The organism is Paenibacillus aceris (genome assembly GCF_017874035.1).
Taxonomy (GTDB): domain Bacteria; phylum Bacillota; class Bacilli; order Paenibacillales; family NBRC-103111; genus Paenibacillus_E; species Paenibacillus_E aceris.
Genome location: NZ_JAGGKV010000005.1, coordinates 147,114 through 163,944, shown reverse-complemented (window position 1 = coordinate 163,944; position 16,831 = coordinate 147,114). Strand labels below are relative to the sequence as shown.

Sequence of the window (16,831 nt, the reverse complement as noted above, 5' to 3'; positions counted from 1 at the left end):
GGTTGTCTTTAATTACGATAGTATATAAAACCCCCTAATCACCAGGAACTCGTAATCGATCATTTCCGGGGAAATATCATCCAAAGCCTGAATCATCATTCACTTCTCGTTACGATCGATATTTCTGCGAAAAAAAAAACCTAGTCCTGTCTCAAAAAGAGACGGAACTAGGTTTTAGATTCTTGATCTACCTATTCTAAAATCTTAGAAGCTATCGCCGCCAGATCGTCGATACCGATCGTACCGTCCCCTGATACATCCGCCGCTTTCACCTGCTGCCAATCCGGGCTTGCCGTTGTTTTGCCGTAATGGGCAGCAGCAAAGGCAAGATCGCCGATACTCACTTTGCCGTCGTGGTTAAGATCGCCTACCGCCTGCGGTGTCTGGATGATTGTGATTGATGACGGTACGGCTTGCGTCTCGATCCCAAGCTCGTCGGCTGTCGTCACATCATACGCTGCGATGGATCCCGATGTTTGCACGACGGAGGGCTTCATCGCGAAGGTCAACTCAATGACGTCCTGATCCGCCGCAATCGCATGAGTAGCGCCTTCGCTGACCGTGATCAGCCTGATCTCGCCCGGCTTACGCACCGTTTGCAGAATTGTTACACCCGTTTTCAGCGACTTCGCTTCAACAAATTCAAATATGCTGTCCTCGTACCTGATGTGGATATCTTGGGCATATATCGGTTTTGCCACACCTTTCAAGCCCATGCGCACCGTAAATGGATCGCCCGGCTTCGCTGTTCCTGGCCCAGTTAATACGGCATTCAGTTCGTTTATACCCGTACTGCTTTTCTCAATTTGAACCGCTGCGCTTGTCGTTACCCCGCCATACGTTGCTGTTACAACGGTGTTTCCTTCCACCAATCCATGAAGCAAACCGTTTGCATCAATCTGAGCGAGAGAAGGATTCTCCACCGAATATTGGGCTAATGCCGAAACATTCGCTGCTTGACCGTCACTGTAATTAGCCGTAACAAGCATTTGGACAGCATCGTTCACCTTGACGTTGTACCCCTCTTGATCAAATGAAATTGTACTCAGGGTCGCTTCAGGTTTATCATTTACAACAAACGCCATGACGGCCGTTTGTCCGCCATAAGAAGCTGTAATCCAAGTCTGCCCCGCCTTCTTGGCTGTAAGTAGTCCCTCAGCATTCACTTCAGCCACCGTATTATCAAACGACTTGTATACGGGTCTTACCGATCCGTCGACAGCGCCGCCTTCGGCAGTCAACACGGCTTTCATCGCAACCGCCTGCCCCGCATCCAAGTCGGTCTGAGTTGTTTCCCATTTCAATAAGGATGCATCGTACACCTCGAACTCCGTTAACGAATAGCCTTTGCCCGGGCTGCGCTGCGTCCCCTGCATTTTCACATACCTGGCCTGAATAGGGGCAAATGCGATCTCGTCTATGCCGCCGTCTCCATTTGCGACTGTCGAAACCGTCGTCCAAGTCCGTTCATCGTTGGACACCTGAATGGTGTAGCCAATGGCTTGCATGCCCGTGTACCAGTTTAACTTCACTTTGTTCACAGTACGTATTTCGCCAAGGTCAACGTCAATCCATTGGTCATCGATGGCCTTCGATTCCCAGCGTGTGCTCGTGTCGCCATCGAACGCCTGGACATGAATTTTTTGTCCGTTGTTGTTGCCCGCGTTTCCGCTTATATCGACGGCCGAAGCGTTCGAAACTTTGCGGAGCGCGATGTTATGGGTTTCCACAGGGCGAACGTCGGCAAAAATTCGCACATCGTCGAGCACCCCTTTAAACGAGGACGTGCTGCTGCCAATCTTTTCAAGCGGAAGCACGAACGAATTCGTAAGCCGCTGCTTAAACTGTCCGTTTACGTAAAGCGAAGTTCCGGATTTATCCCCCTCCAGCGTAAGCTGCACCCAAGTGCCTACCGGAACGGTGTAATTAAACGTAAAGCCGATTCCATCCTCGCGCGTAAAGCCAAGCTTATCGATGCCGTTCTGCTTCAGCTTCAAGGCGCCGTCAACCGATTCAAGCAGAATCGAATCCGTCTGCTGCGCATCGTTTTCTCGTTTCACGCGCATGGATAGGCTCCACGGGAAGCCCTTGCTCTGGAGTCCCGTTTCCAAATGCGCGTTAGCCTTGTTAAAGCTCAGCCCTTCGCCTGTATAACCTTCTTCCGTCCTTGACACCTCAATCAATTGACCGTGATAAGCGTTGCCTGAACTGTCCTCCGCTACCGTGCCGCTACCTTCCTCGAAATCGTAGGCAATGATTGCATTGCCTTTGGTATCAACCTCGCGCAGCAAATTCGTTCCCGGAGCTTCGTCGATTTTGTCGGCAAGGCCCTTGAAGTCCGCATACGATTGCCCGGTTGTCGTCCCGCTCCACAGCTTTTCACCGAGTACTTGCGTAGCTGGCTTAGTGAAGGCATGCACATCAAATATGCTGGCGCCTGCGCCGCCCGTATCGTTCCATACGGCATACGAACCGCCAAGCAAATGCGGCTCATCAGTTGTCGTATTGCGCGCTGCATTGTTGAAATCAAAAATATTCGGTTCCCATTCCTCGTAAATTTTGCGCGTATTCAGATAAGATTGATAACGTGCGATATTCGGCACGATGTACAGCAATTGCTTGTAATTGTTGATTACATCGTTGCCGGAATTGATCGTCGTCACTGGATTTTGCCAATCGTTGTCCCATATGTTGACGGTGATGTCCTTATCCACCGGTCTTGGACCGGAAATGCGCCCCAAGCTTCCCCACATACGAGCGCTTTTGCCTTTGCTTTTGACATAATTGTTAAAATGGTTGACGTAAGCGCGGAAATCATCACGGATTTCTGCAGTGGAATAATCGTATTCGTCGGCTCCGATATGCATGTTTGGTGAATCGAACAACGGAATATACTCATCCCAGAGCGATTCCACGAATTTGTACGTTTCGGGATTTTTGAGGTCGAGATGCACTTTGCTTGAATCTCCCGCCCAAGCGATCTCAGGCTTGATATTCGTAAAAGCAAGCGAATGCGCCGGCGTATCGAATTCCGGCGTAATCGTCACGCCTTGAACGGCAGCCATATCCTGCAGCTCGCGGAATTCAGCTTTTGTATAATGTCCATCCTTAGCCGTCAATTCCGGATACGTTTCACTCTCCAATCGGAAAGCTGAGTAAGTGCCGAAATTGTCGTTCAAGTGAATTTGGAAATCGTTCATTTTGTACCACGACATGAATTTGACGTGATCACGGATGAAGCTCATCGGGAAATATTTGCGCGCCACATCCAGCATCATACCGCGCACTTTATATTTCGGATAATCTCTGGAAACCCCTTTTGCCAGCCGGCTCAACGCTGCGTCCTGCTTCAAAATTTGCAATGCGGATCTGGTGCCGTAAAAGACGCCTGTAGGCGTATTCGCCCGGATCACCGCTGCATCGCCGATCTCGAAGTAATAGCCTTCGTCGCCGATTTCTGCATCACTATTTTGCAGTGTTAAATAAAAGTCGCCGGTTTGAGGCGTATCAGCCGAAACGAGCGGAAGCTTGAAGCCTGTAATTTCAGTGAGATCGTCCTTAAACGTTTCGGCTGTTTTCGCAAGCTGCGATGCATATGCCGGATCTATGATGATGCGCGACGCAGACGTCATTTGGAATGTCCCCGTTCCGCCCGACCATTCGCGCAAGCTTGGGATAACGGTAGGCTTCGGATTGTTAGCGGCCGACCTGTCGATCCGAATTACTGCACTGGCAGCTGGGCCAACGTTTCCTACCTTATCGATCGTTCTGGCCGTAACCTTCGTCTCTCCCTCTTGACTCACCGTCACTTGACCGGTGTAATCGATCCATGATGCCGCATCATTCAGCTTATACTGGCTGATCTGAATGCCGCTGCCCGTATCTTGCCCGCCGGCGATTGTGAACGTAACGTCCTGCTTGCTAGTCAACACATTGCTGCGATGGATATAGGGGGCTGCCGGCGCTGTTTTGTCGATATGTACCGTCTTGTAGATTGTCGGACCTTCGTTGCCTGAACCGTCAGCCCACTTGGCAAATACCTTCGTTTCCCCTTCCTGCTCGATCTTCACAGGCGCAGTGTAGGGCTGCCACGCTCCCGTTTCCCCGACTTTATAGGAAATCTCCCCACCGGTTTCCTGGCTTGCGGCGGTTACAAGCACGTCCCGATTGATCCATGTTTCGGCATCCGCCTGAAGCGTGACCTTGGATCGCGCCGGATAGCCGTACACTTCAAACTCGTAAAGGGAATAACCGTAAATCGTGCCGCGTTCTACCCCCTGCATTTTGACATAACGCGCTGTAACCGGATCGAAGCTGATTTCCTCGATTCCGCCTGCTCCCTTTGTTGTCGTGTACACATCGGTCCAAGCGACGCCATCTTCCGATAACTGAATTTTATATGCTTTGGCGAATGCGGCTTCCCAGTTTAGTTTGGCCGAATATACGGTCGAAACTTTCCCGAGGTCGACATAAATCCATTCGTTGTTCGTTTTCAGACTGGCCCAGCGAGTTGCCGTGTCGCCGTCTATCGCGTTCTCGGTCTTATTCGCAGCAGAATCCGTGCTTGAAGAAACTGCTGTCTTCCCCTTGGCCAAATTCATGAACGTCTGGCTATTGAGCGGTTCAATCGTTTTGGACACGACCTCACTCGTATTGCCCGCTGTATCGACCGTTCGAGCCGACACCGTGACTGGCGCCAGCAGGCTGATCGCAAGTGGCTCGGAATAACGAAGCCATGTGCCGCCGGTGCTCAGCTTATACTCATACCCGGCCACACCGCTTGCGCTGTCGGTGCCACCACTAATGACTATCGTCGTGTTCGTCTCGCCCTCGTTACTAGAGATACTCGGAGGCGTTGGCGCCGTTGTATCAATGCGACTCGTTCGCTGCACGGCCGCACTTACATTACCTTCAGCATCCTTCACCCTGGCGTACACATCCACTACGCCTTCCCCGTTAAGACTTACTTCCCCTGTATAATCCAACCATTGGCCGCTAACGCCAAGCTTATATTGGGCCGTGAGCGCAGACGGATCATAGTCTCCAATCGTAAACGCGACGGTCGAATTCGTCCAAGTTTCGGCACTTAAACTTAATGTTGGCGCTTTCAGTGTGACAGGCACTCCGTACACTTCGTACTCATAAATCGTATATCCCCATTTGGTCGCTTTCTGGACACCCAGCATTTTCACATACCGAGCTTCGACTGGCTCGAAATTGATCTCGTCCAACCCTCCATCGCCGTTTTGCGTGGCGAATACGTCCGTCCATGACATCGCGTCCTGCGATACTTGTATTTTGTACCCTTTGCCGTAAGCGGCTTCCCAGTAAATTTTCACCTTCGACACGCTGTAAGCTTTACCCAAATCGACATAGATCCATTCGGGGTCGAAATAGAGGCTGCCCCACGGCGTAGTCATATTCCCGTCCACCGCATTTTCTTTCTTGTTTTTGGTCGCATTCTCTGAGGAAACGGTCACGCTTTTCCCTGCGGCCAGATTCGTTGCTTCTCCAGCAGCGTAAGTCGCCGCTCCAGCAGGAATGAAAGCAGCGAGTATGGCAGCGATTAGTAAGAAACTTAAACTTCTCATCGTGCTTCGTTTATGCCGACTAAATAGATGGAACATAGCTTACCTCCCATTTTATGCAGTACGCAAATAAGCACGCACTTAAAGAGAAACCTCTTTAAGCTCGTGCCCGCTAAATCGGTAACACACTTTAAATTGGCACACGTAGAAACCATCGATTTATACGTTAATATTATTGGGAAATCAGAGTCCAAGCAATGCTTTCGACAAAGGTTCCTAGCACCTGCACGAATGTGCCAAGCTTCGTCATTACGCAACATTTTCCATATAAATGGGCTATAGACTCCACAGGTAACTGCTTGCTAAGTACCCTTCTCCCCCTCCAAAATATAGAAGGGAAGAAGGCGATCTGATCCTTTATTTAGTTCAAAATTTTGCTCGCAATCGCCGCAAGGTCAGTGATGTCAATACGGTTGTCGCCATTCGTATCCGCCGCCTTAATTTGCAGCCAATCCGTATCGGATGCCGTTTTACCGTAGTTAGCAGCAGCCAAGGCCAGATCGCCGATGCTGACTCTTCCGTCTCCGTTGATGTCTCCCGGAATTCCGACTGGCACAGGCGTCACTTGGATACTGACTGAGGAAGAAACGGCCTGTATTTCCGTGCCAAGCTCGTTCGCGAGTGTTGCTTTGCTTACTTGTATGAGTCCAGTTGACGCTTGCGTCAGATCTTTCGCTTGGAAAGAAAGCTCCAGTATTTGCGACTGCCCAGTAACGGCATTACTGCTGCCAGTGCTTGCCAAAATTAAGCGCAGCTTGCCTGGTGTACTGTTAACCGTCTGAACAATCACAACGCCATCCTTCACCGATTTCGCCGAATCAAATGCCATGATACTCGAGTCATAATCGATCGTAATGTCCTGTGCATATATACTTGCCGTATTCACGCTGAGACCGTAGGTTACCTTAAAGGAGTCGCCTGATTTAACAGTCCCTAATCCAGTTAAAGTCGTTGACGGCTGATCGTTTACGACCTGTAAGACTTTGAGAGTATACTGACGTACCGTGGTGTTGCCAGCATTATCCACTGCCGTCACAACGATCGTATGGTCACCAGCCGTTAATGTAAATGGCTGTGCTGTAAGTGGCTGATTGACAATCGCGCCATCCAGCTTCACCTCTGATCTTGCGACACCACTGAGCGCATCCGTTGCCGTGAACGGAATGTTTACCGTATCCGACTGAAGGACCGTTATCGTCTGTGCACCTGGTTCGCCCGTTACAGCAGCAGTCGTTTCAACAGCAGGTCCCGTTTTGTCGACTTTCACTTGTACGGATTTCGTTGCCTCCTGATTACCGGCAGCGTCTACACTGTAGTATTGGAGCGTATGAACGCCTTCGTCCGTGATTTGAATGGTGCTGCCTTCAACAAACGCCCCGCCGTCCACGCTGTAAACCGTTTTGGAAACTGTGCTTTCCGTATCGGCTGCGGTCAGGGTAACGGTTTGCCCTGTTTGCTGCCACCCCGCAACCGCATCGTCTGTTGTCACTGGAGGAGTTGTGTCAGCTGTCGGATTCGCATCTCCATATACGTTAAATTCATAAGCGGAGGCACTTCCACCACTGTAACTGGAGCCCGTAACGGTTACTCTGACATATCTGACAGTTGCATGGAAGGTATCCGTTATCAATCCTTGAGTTGTATTATCCGACCTGTCAAGTATAGTCGTATAGGTCACATCGTCATTGCTGCCTTCAATTTTGTACTTGTATACACGTGGATAGGTTGTGCTGTTGTACCAGTAGCTCTCAAGCTTGGTAATATTCATGCTGCTGCCAAGATCGACCTTCCACCACTGCGGGAAGGTGTTAGTGACGGCCGCCCATCGGGTAGAAGTCGTATTCCCGTCATTGGCATTGCTTACCTCATTTCCGGTTTGTACCGAGCTGGCCGTAGCGGGTTTGCCTTTTGACACAATTCCGGTTTGTGTTGTCGCACTTATCGGTGAACTCCATAAGCTCGAGCCCTCGCTATTCTTTGCCCTTACTTGGTAGGTGTGGTTTGAGCTTGCTTCTAATCCTGTATGCGTATAAGTATTGCTTACGCTACTTACTATCACGCCATCAACCATAAGGTCATAGCTTGTAGCTCCTGTAGAACTATTCCAGCTAACTTTGATCTGAGACATGTTTACTCCAGTTGCGGTCAAACCGGTGGGGACAGATGGTAGATTTGGATTTGACGCTACTGGGGTGATGGTCATGGCTTGCGGGTTGCCTGCGCCAAACTTGATACTCTGTATGGAAGGCTGACTGGAGCTAAATTCAACACCAAGCGCGCTTGCCCGGTTGACCAGTCGATAGCTCGTGATCCCGCTTAAACTTGAGTTCGTTGCTGCTGAAATCGTAGCTGGCGTAGAAGAGGGAGTGAGGTAGGCCGGTGTAGCATTTCCAACAGGTAAAAGGTACCATTGGTCACTGCCGCTTGCAGTTCCATTTCCGCCATTTCCGCTCGGATTGGCATCTGCATCCGCTGTACCAAAGGTAATTGCGGCTCCCATTGCCCGCGTTGCTGCAGCTGTTGAGCCGGATACCTTCAAATACTTTTCTGTGGATACGTTCCGTAATCTGTAGAAACCGCTATTTTTAGAAGAATCAAATTCATCAGGTACAGGAATAAATTGCCACTGATTTCCCGCGCCATCCTGAAGAGCATTTCCGCCTATTGAGACGGTATAGGCTGTAGACGGTGAAATGACTGTTCCGGTTTGGTCTTTTGGCGGGTTATATGTTGAATAATAAGTCTGCCCGGGACCGGGAGCTGCTGTGGAATAATTTTTTTGTGAACCCGATAAATCGGAAATCGTTCTGAAGGAATAGCCGCTGACTTGTTGATTGGTCAGACTGCCTGAGTCGATTTGAGACAAATAACTACCTACCGTAGACGGAAGTTTACCTACGACTTTGAACGTGTCCGGCGCGCCTAAATCATCGGTCTCATAAACGTATCCGTCATAGCCGACGGAGCGATATTTTCCACTGTAAGCATTATAGGAAAAAGCATTTTCGTACTGCGTATTGACCGGAAGAAATAATCTTTGCGTCGCCGTATCTTTGAATACCGGCGTGCTGCCGCCTGGTTTAACGGAGGTCAAGTATCCGGTTGAGTTGTTTTCTTGGCTGATCCATACCTGGTTGTTTTGGATGTAAACGGTGATTGTAGCATCCAACGCCGGATCGGAGTAAGAGACGGACGGAAGGCTGGTGTCGCTTGCATTTTTAATTGTGCCGTTGACTGTATTTGCTGTATACGTGTTGCCTGCAGCATCTTTGAAGGTGAAATCTCCACCGCTTGGTACCTTCGTGTAGCTGATATTCAGAGATGATCCATCCATACCAGTCCCGGTTAAAGTCAGACTGTCCGTCGCTGGCGTATAGTTTACGGTCAAATTATGATCACTGCCAGCCCCCATAGGACTGCCTATCCAGCCTGCATTCCCTTTCAGTGCCGATCTGGTCCATGTTCCGTTATACCAAACATCCCAAGATCCTTCAGCCATTTTGGCGCTAATCGGAGAGCGGGCAAGGCTGAAGTAAGTGAGGATGTTGCTAAAACCCGGTTTCCAATTGATGTGGTTGTTGTAGAGCACATAAAAGTAACCGTTTACATTATCAACGAAAAATCTGGTTCCGGCCACCCCGTATGACCAAGTTGAACCGGGAAAGTTCGCATTGGTAGCTGCTTCATTGCTATCGTTCCACGGTGAAGTGGCAACCTGCCCGATCAATTGCCAGGTAGCTCCTTTATCTGTCGAATAAGTGGCCAAGACACGATTGTTATGGACACCTGTGGAAATTCGCTCATTGTTGGTCGGGTTGCCCGTTGCAAATGGCGAGAATTGATATTCGTCGTTGGTCAGGGCATACCAGTATCCGGTTTCCGGATCAACCCAGACGCCGATCCCATCGTTGTGGTCATCCTGGTAGGGAGTTGGAATACCGTAAGTTTCGTCGATCTTGTAATTGATGGTCCCCGGCCTGTTCCAGTAAGAATTATAGGTTGTTGTAGTGCCCCAATTGGTGTTCAACGCACCAAAGTCCTTATTGGTGTTGTATTTGATCCAAGAACCGCCGCTGTCCGTCTGTGAGTAGTCAGCTAAAGAATACATCCAATGAAACTCCCCGTCCTTGTCGACGAAGGCAGAGCCTGCAATATCAGCTTTACCGGCAGTCAGGTTTGGGACTGCATTTTGCACATAAGTCGGGAAATTCTCTGTCGCTGCATAAGCCGTTTGAGACCCACTCAAAGCCTGAATCATGGAGAACGCTAGAAGAACAATTGGACTTGCGAATTTCACTTTCTTTTTAACACGCATTCGATTACCTCCGCGTTTAGTATTAGTTGAAAGCTCTTCGGGTTCTTCTTTCCAAACGATCTGTCGTCGAGTCATCAATCACCCCCTTTCAGCCCCGCTTTCTATAAGTACGTGTAGTTCTTGTTGACAACCAGCACGTTGACCCTCCATTGCATCCCTTCGCAGGAGCTGAATCGTATTTTCATATAACCGTCCTTCCTCTGTGTGAGTGGCAGCATATCCGTTGCAAATTCACCTGCCTTCAGCGCATTCTCGGGCTTCCACTTGCTTTGCCCAACGACTTCTACTTCCGTGTAAGACGCTGCCTCTTGGTCGCCGGATACAAAAAGCAAATCGTATCTCCCCTTTGGAAGCTCTACGATAAACGTTGCTTCGTATGTGCCTCCGATAAAATCTCTTCGAAGCTCGTCAGGTTTCCCGCGATCCGTCGCTATGAGACCTTCTTCGCTCTCCCATCCGTTCCCCGAATAAGCGGTGAAAATCGTCCCTGGCGTTATTTTTCTGAACGTTTGGCCGAGGACGCCTTCCCTATGCACCTGTCTTGGCAGCACTTTGTAATAATCTTTGTCCAACACATGCGAGGCCACGCCAAAATCAAAGCGATAGGCCGCCAGCCTCGATTCTCGGTAATTGCCAGAATAATAATCAAACGTAAAATGGTCGAGTGTCCTGTAATGCTGCGTGTCTTGGTTTTTGCCAAGGAATACTCTCCGATGTGTATGGGCTTCGTGAACAAGTGGATAACTCCTTTTGGCCTTAACGCGATCAGAGTTGGATAAAAACAACTCTGGTAGCAACGATTCCGAATGAGGATAAATCGCATACTCCCCGTTCTTCGCCGTCTCAAATGAAATCCGTCCATCTTCCTGATGATAGTCCACTTTGTTCCACGATTGACCATTTTTGCTTGAAACCAGTACTTTTTCACTCCAATTAAACGGGTTGCGCAGAACAACCTTAGATCCTGCCTTGCTTTGAATATAAACCCAAACCGTGCGGCCATTATTCAACTCTGCACTAACCTCGAAGGCTCCTACGGCTAATAAGCGTTGAAAGGAGCAATTGTTCCATTTCTCATACTTCTTTACCTTCTTCTCTACATCATGGTCGTACAAACCAATCGTGCGCTCCTCCTCAGGCTCACCCGAGGGTAGCGACGGAAATACATCGATCACCCCATCATAGCTTTGCAGCAGCATTTCGTTCACGGCAGCGACCATTTCACCTGAAGCCTCCATCATGTGCGGATGATACAAAGGCTCATTCGTAATGTTGCAGTAGTTCATCCATCGTTCTGTTTCTTCGGAGAACAAACCATTGCTCCTCATCGATAGATCTATGCCTTGCTCATACAGCAATCGGAGCGCGGTATTCCCCTTGCCCAGTCTGGAAGCCGCACAGGAGAGCCAGCCGAACTGAAACACGCCGTATTCCGTATGATTTTCGACATAACGAAGCGTATTGTCTCCTCTTTGCCGCAGCGCTGCTTCGCTGTTTTTACTTATTTCACCGATAGGATAAATCGGCATTAATAGTGAAGGATGACGCAGATGCAGATTCACCGGAGCCCATTCCGAATCCAACAGCATATCGCCGTACGGTTGGGTTTCAGCCGCCTTATACGGTGCCAAGCGCAATGCGAATGCCCGCCATTTGAGCCGATCGGCCTCAGCTTCGCCTAGCAGCTCATTTGCTTCACTGGCGATTTGCAACACATATTTGACCGATGCCAGCGTACAGGTCGAGTTGCAGGTTAACGGTCCTTGTTCGGGTGATATATCCGGAAAAATGTTGAACTGCCCCGTAGCAGCATCCACCTTCAAGTAGCCTTCGAAGAAACGGGCAATGCCCCTAAAGACAGGGTAAGCCTTTTCACGCAAAAAGCTCGCATCCATACTGTAGCGGTAATAATCCCACAGAAACTGTGCGCACCATGGCCAAATACTGAAATATAGCGCATGCGGGTAATCCCCTGCTATACCTTCCAAGCCATAGAACTGCTTTGCCATTCTTTCAGCCTCCGCAACGTAGGAAAGCAGTCCATCATTAAACACCTCCGCCACTTCAAGGTGATTCGCCGTATAGAGCGGCCAAAAGGCGGCTTGAATGTTCACGTCCCAGTACCACATGCTGCCCCATTTGGTCGGCTGCTTAATATCCCACAAACCATTCAGTCCCATTGCCTGCTCACGCATACGACTTCCTTTGCCGCTGCTGCAGGCAAGCGCGTACAGATTGATATACCACAATTCTTCGATCATTTTGTCAGGAACTGTAACGGATGAGCGACTCCAGAAATTGCTCCAATGTTCTTGATGAGCAGCTATCATATCTGCTATTCGCAAGAGCGAACCGGATTGGTTTACTTTCTGAAGAGCAGTACGAAGCAAGTCATTTGTCTCTTCCTCCGTCACAACCGTCGTAAGCAGCGTCATGCGTCCCTCGGCGTTCTGCATCGTTATCCGTAAGGAATCACCTGCCTCTCCCGTCATCAAGCTCCCTTTCGCGCCAAGGATTCGCATCATCACGAGAAAGGAAAAAGGGCCGAACCGTTCTCTGTCCTCTCCATCCGGATAAAAAGAACCTTGATAGTAAAATGTCGTTTCATCCAGTTGATGATACGTAACGCTCATTTCCACGTATCTTCTGGATGGAACGGTCAGCGAGACAGCTGACAGTAGACCAGTGTCCGTCTGCCTAATGTCTGTAATGACAAAATCTCCGTCCTGAGCAACAATTGTACTCACATCAAGCTTGTCATCGCCCTTTTCTATTGCGAAATGCACCGTTGCGTTCTCGACATCCAGCTTTAACGAGTAGCTGTCTGGATCAGACATACATACGGAAGGAAACAGGTGCACTTCACCAGTAGGATAATGGGATGTTCCACCTGACGATTTGCCATATTTTCTATGCATGCTATTGCTGGATAACACATCGCCGTATAGAAATATGGGACCTTTATCAGGATTTCGGTACAAATCAGAAGCAAGTTGTCTCAATTGTTCAAACGTATATCCATATTGGAGATGGAAGTCCCCCTCCTCGCCATTCCGATACTTTTTACTGTAACGATGAAGTTTTTGGTAATAGACCTCATAATGATTAAGAACCATAGTCAACTGATGATCCTCGAAAAATATCATTCCGCCAAAATGACCGTTGCCAAGCGGCAAGGCTTCGTTCCAACTGCTCGGGGCGTTCTCGTAGATTACACCTCTCATGTTCTCACTCCTTAATCGCACCTACCAAGACACCGTGGACGAAATATTTTTGCAAAAACGGATACAGGCAAAGAATTGGCAGCGTGGAGACGATAATGGCCGCATATTTGATCGTCTCTCCAATGGCATACTTATCGTCACTTGAACCCGCAGAATAAGCATCGGTGCTATTTTGGATTAAAAGTTCGCGGAGGATGAGCTGAAGCGGGTAAGCTTCGCGGTTTCGTAAATAGAGCAGCGCACTGAAATAGGAGTTCCAATGTCCGACCGCATACCACAAAACCATAACAGCCATAACCGGCAAAGAAAGCGGAATCATAATGCGGAACAATATCGTCCAATCGCCAGCGCCATCCATTCTCGCAGATTCCTCCAAACTGACCGGAATGCCTTGAAACGAGGTTCGCATGATGATCATATTAAACGTATTGATAGCACCGGGGATGAGAAGCGCCCACATCGTATTCATCATGCCAAGATTGTTGACGAGCAGAAAAGAAGGAATCAAACCACCATGAAATACCATTGTGACGACGATAAAAAACATCATCATATTTTTGAAATATAAGTTCGGCCTGGATAATACATATGCGCCGATGGATGTCATAATCAGGTTAATGGTTGTGCCAAGCAACACGTACAAGAGCGTATTCTTGTACCCTTCAACAATCATCGGATTGCTGAATACGGCTTTGTAGGCGCTAAGATCAAATCCTGCCGGCCTATACAGTGGCCCAAGATGCTGAAGTAACTCTGTCGAATTGCTGAATGAGGCAAATAACACGTATAAGAATGGGTACAGCGTGACAGCGCAGAGACCGAGCATCAATACGGTATTGAAATAGCCAAATGTTCGTTCTCCATTCGTTAGTCTCATGATTCCTATCTCCTTTTCCAGCCTCTAAATATCATGTACGGTTACCACAATTTGTTCTCGCTGATCCGCTTGACGAAGCTGTTGGCAGCAACGATCAGAATAAAACTGATGACAGAGTTAAACAGCCCAACAGCAGCCGTAAAGCTATAACTCGCCTCTAGTACCCCTTTGCGATATACATAGGTGGAGATGACATCAGCTGTGCCGTAAGTAAGCGGATTATAAAGAAGAAGTACTTTTTCACTGCCTACTGTCAGCATGTTACCCATTTGCAAAATAAACAAAATAACAATGGTCGGCATGATGCCAGGAATCGTAATGTGCAGCGTCTGCTTCCACCGGTTGGCTCCGTCTATCCGACCAGCCTCGTACAACGTCGGGTCTATCGTGGCAATTGCCGCTAAATAAACGATCGAGCCCCAGCCGATTCCTTGCCAAATGCCTGAGGAGACGAAGAGGAAACGAAACCAGCCCTCATCCTTTAAGAAATCAATAGACTCGATACCGAAGACACCGATGATTTGGTTAATGAGACCGCTTCTGCTCAAAAAGTCGACCATGAGTCCAGCTACAACCACAATTGAAACAAAATGCGGTAAATAGGAGATGGACTGTACCACACGTTTGAAACGGCCGCTGCGAATCTCATTAAGAAGCAGCGCCAAGATAATGGCTGCAGGGAAACCGAACAATAAATCGTAAAGATTGAGCAAAATTGTATTTTTAATCAGCCGCCAGAAGTATATACCGTTAAAAAAACTATCAAAATGCTTGAAGCCTACCCACGGACTCCCTATAATTCCTTTGGCCGGTGAAAATTCTTTGAAAGCGATTTGCAATCCGTACATCGGACCGTAATGAAAAATGAGATAATAGCAAATAACAGGAAGCGCCATTACATAAATGGCCCAATGACGCTTCCAATCCGTGCGAATGGTTTGCAGCATGGTCGGATTTCGTTTGGTCACGTGAATCACTCCGGTGTGTTGCGTCATCGTCTCGCCTTACCTTTCTTAAGGGTAGATACGTAATCTGGGAGATGACCCCTCTCATCTCCCAGCCTAACATTTACTACTTAGCGCTTGTTGTAACGATCCAGCGCCCCTTGTTGAATTTTGATGGCATCCTGGATCCCCATACTCTCCATCTTCTTAACGTACTTATCGAAGTTATCAAGCGGTTCTACGCCCATAATGAACTTCAAGAGCATTTCATCTTGATACGTTTGGATATCGGTCACGATAGAAGCAAATTTACTGCTCTCTTCTTGTGTCGGTGTAACAATCGGCAACTTTCGTTCGGCAGTCGGCTGCGACCAGACTTCCAAAGCTTTCTTCTGCTGAGCGAGAGCCAGATATTGCAGTTGGAAATTATCGCTGAGCACGAACGGGCCGCTCCACGTACCACGATTATATTTAGCCAGCGATTGCTGGATACTCGTTCCAGCCGGAGGATTTAAAACTTCCGGAAGGAATGTTGCTTTACCGTTCTCCATCTTGAAGCTGGCGCCTTCTACACCGTAGTTGAACAGCAGATCGCCTCTGTCCCCATACCCGTAATCAAGCCATTTCACGGTCTCGATCGGATTTTTGTTGGCTGCCGAAATGGCCGCTCCAATTCCGCTGTAAGCAAAATCCTTCTGTCCCCAAATCGGTTTGTCGCCTGCTTTCAATACAGGATAAGGAGCAGCTTCCAGCTTGAAGTTCGGGTCTTTATCCTTCATGAGACCAGCATATTTACCGATACCTCCGCCGTTAAATACAGCGCTTGCGCCAAGAACGTTGGTCGTCATTTTGTTATCTAATAATTTATCATTCGGTGCTGCGAAGTCTTTATCCAGCAAGCCTTCCTTGTACCATTTATTCATTGTTGCAAGGAAATCCTTATATTCCGGCTGAATCGGACCATATTTCACGGTACCTTTGTCTTGATAGAAGCTGTAGTTAATCCCCCATGCGCCAAGGAACGGAGCATCAGTAGAGAAAAGATTTTTATCCAAGTAAAGTGGAATTTCATCCGTTTTGCCATTACCGTTCGGATCCTTTTCTTTAAACGCTTTCAATACCGTGTACCATTCGTCAATCGTTGTCGGCATCTTCAAGCCCAGCTTATCCAGCCAGTCCTGGCGGATCGCTGGGCCAAAGAACACCCTGACTTTATCGTCGCCACGTAAGAACGGGAACGCATAGATGCTTCCTTCATCCGTTGAAATTTGCTTCTTCCAGTCCGGATGCGCATCGAGCAGCTTCTTCAAGTTGGGAGCATACTTGTCGATTAATTCGTTCAGTTTAATGATTTTCTTATCTGAAATTGCCTTCTCCGGTCCGCCTGGGTATCTAACCACCGCACCGCTTGTCGCTCCCCAGCTTGCTTCTATAACGTCCGGAAGGTCGTTGGTCGCAATCATTAAGTTAAATTGCTCTTGCGCCTGAGCGACCTCAACGGGAGGATGCTGGAAGGCGACCTTTACGCCGGTTGCTTTTTCAAGCTCCTTATACGTCCCTATTTCAGCATATGTTTTCATTTGAGAAGAGACTTGCGTTTGAGTCGGCACCCAATATGTCAACTGACTCAGTTTAGGCGGTTGTGATTCCTTTACCGGCTGCGGTGCAGCAGATGAGGTAACCTCGCTCCCGCTTTCTTTGCTGCAGGCTGCAACCGAGATTGCCAATGCGGAAACCAAAATGACTGAGCCTGCTTGTTTCAAATGCTTCTTCATTTGTTTGCCTCCCTTTAATAGATAAATGTTTCGGTGACGTTAGCTGCTGTATCATCGTTGTCTGATCTCTGGTTCCCAGTGTAACTCCCCTTATGGAACATGGATACT

General features: G+C 48.6%; 6 protein-coding genes. All 6 read right to left on the bottom strand.

Annotated elements, in window-relative coordinates; all coding sequences use genetic code 11:
• Window positions 1–191 precede the first annotated feature (191 nt).
• A complete protein-coding gene (locus J2Z65_RS11660; RefSeq protein WP_167066297.1) occupies window positions 192–5,627 on the bottom strand; it encodes a galactose-binding domain-containing protein in 5,436 nt (1,811 codons plus the stop codon).
• Window positions 5,628–5,949: 322 nt separating this feature from the next.
• Window positions 5,950–9,978 (bottom strand): OmpL47-type beta-barrel domain-containing protein, encoded by a 4,029-nt coding sequence (locus tag J2Z65_RS11655; protein WP_167066299.1) that lies wholly within the window; start codon window positions 9,976–9,978, stop codon window positions 5,950–5,952.
• A 26-nt stretch (window positions 9,979–10,004) separates the two neighbouring features.
• Window positions 10,005–13,127, bottom strand: a complete 3,123-nt coding sequence (locus tag J2Z65_RS11650) for a glycosyl hydrolase family 95 catalytic domain-containing protein (protein WP_167066302.1) — start codon at window positions 13,125–13,127, stop codon at window positions 10,005–10,007.
• A gap of 4 nt (window positions 13,128–13,131) precedes the next feature.
• The gene (locus J2Z65_RS11645; RefSeq protein WP_167066305.1) at window positions 13,132–14,004 is read right to left on the bottom strand and encodes a carbohydrate ABC transporter permease; all 873 of its coding nucleotides are present in this window, start codon (window positions 14,002–14,004) and stop codon (window positions 13,132–13,134) included.
• A 41-nt stretch (window positions 14,005–14,045) separates the two neighbouring features.
• A complete protein-coding gene (locus J2Z65_RS11640) occupies window positions 14,046–14,951 on the bottom strand; it encodes an ABC transporter permease (RefSeq protein WP_240160010.1) in 906 nt (301 codons plus the stop codon).
• A 128-nt stretch (window positions 14,952–15,079) separates the two neighbouring features.
• Entirely contained in the window at window positions 15,080–16,723 is a 1,644-nt protein-coding gene (locus J2Z65_RS11635) for a type 2 periplasmic-binding domain-containing protein (protein ID WP_167066311.1), read from the bottom strand.
• Between the last annotated feature and the right edge of the window lie 108 nt (window positions 16,724–16,831).

Excerpts from the sequence above, each read along its gene's own strand:
- J2Z65_RS11660 (WP_167066297.1), bottom strand. The coding sequence starts at position 5,627 with ATGTTCCATCTATTTAGTCGGCATAAACGAAGCACGATGAGAAGTTTA.
- J2Z65_RS11650 (WP_167066302.1), bottom strand. The coding sequence starts at position 13,127 with ATGAGAGGTGTAATCTACGAGAACGCCCCGAGCAGTTGGAACGAAGCC.
- J2Z65_RS11635 (WP_167066311.1), bottom strand. The coding sequence starts at position 16,723 with ATGAAGAAGCATTTGAAACAAGCAGGCTCAGTCATTTTGGTTTCCGCA.
- J2Z65_RS11645 (WP_167066305.1), bottom strand. The coding sequence starts at position 14,004 with ATGAGACTAACGAATGGAGAACGAACATTTGGCTATTTCAATACCGTA.
- J2Z65_RS11655 (WP_167066299.1), bottom strand. The coding sequence starts at position 9,978 with ATGACTCGACGACAGATCGTTTGGAAAGAAGAACCCGAAGAGCTTTCA.
- J2Z65_RS11640 (WP_240160010.1), bottom strand. The coding sequence starts at position 14,951 with ATGCTGCAAACCATTCGCACGGATTGGAAGCGTCATTGGGCCATTTAT.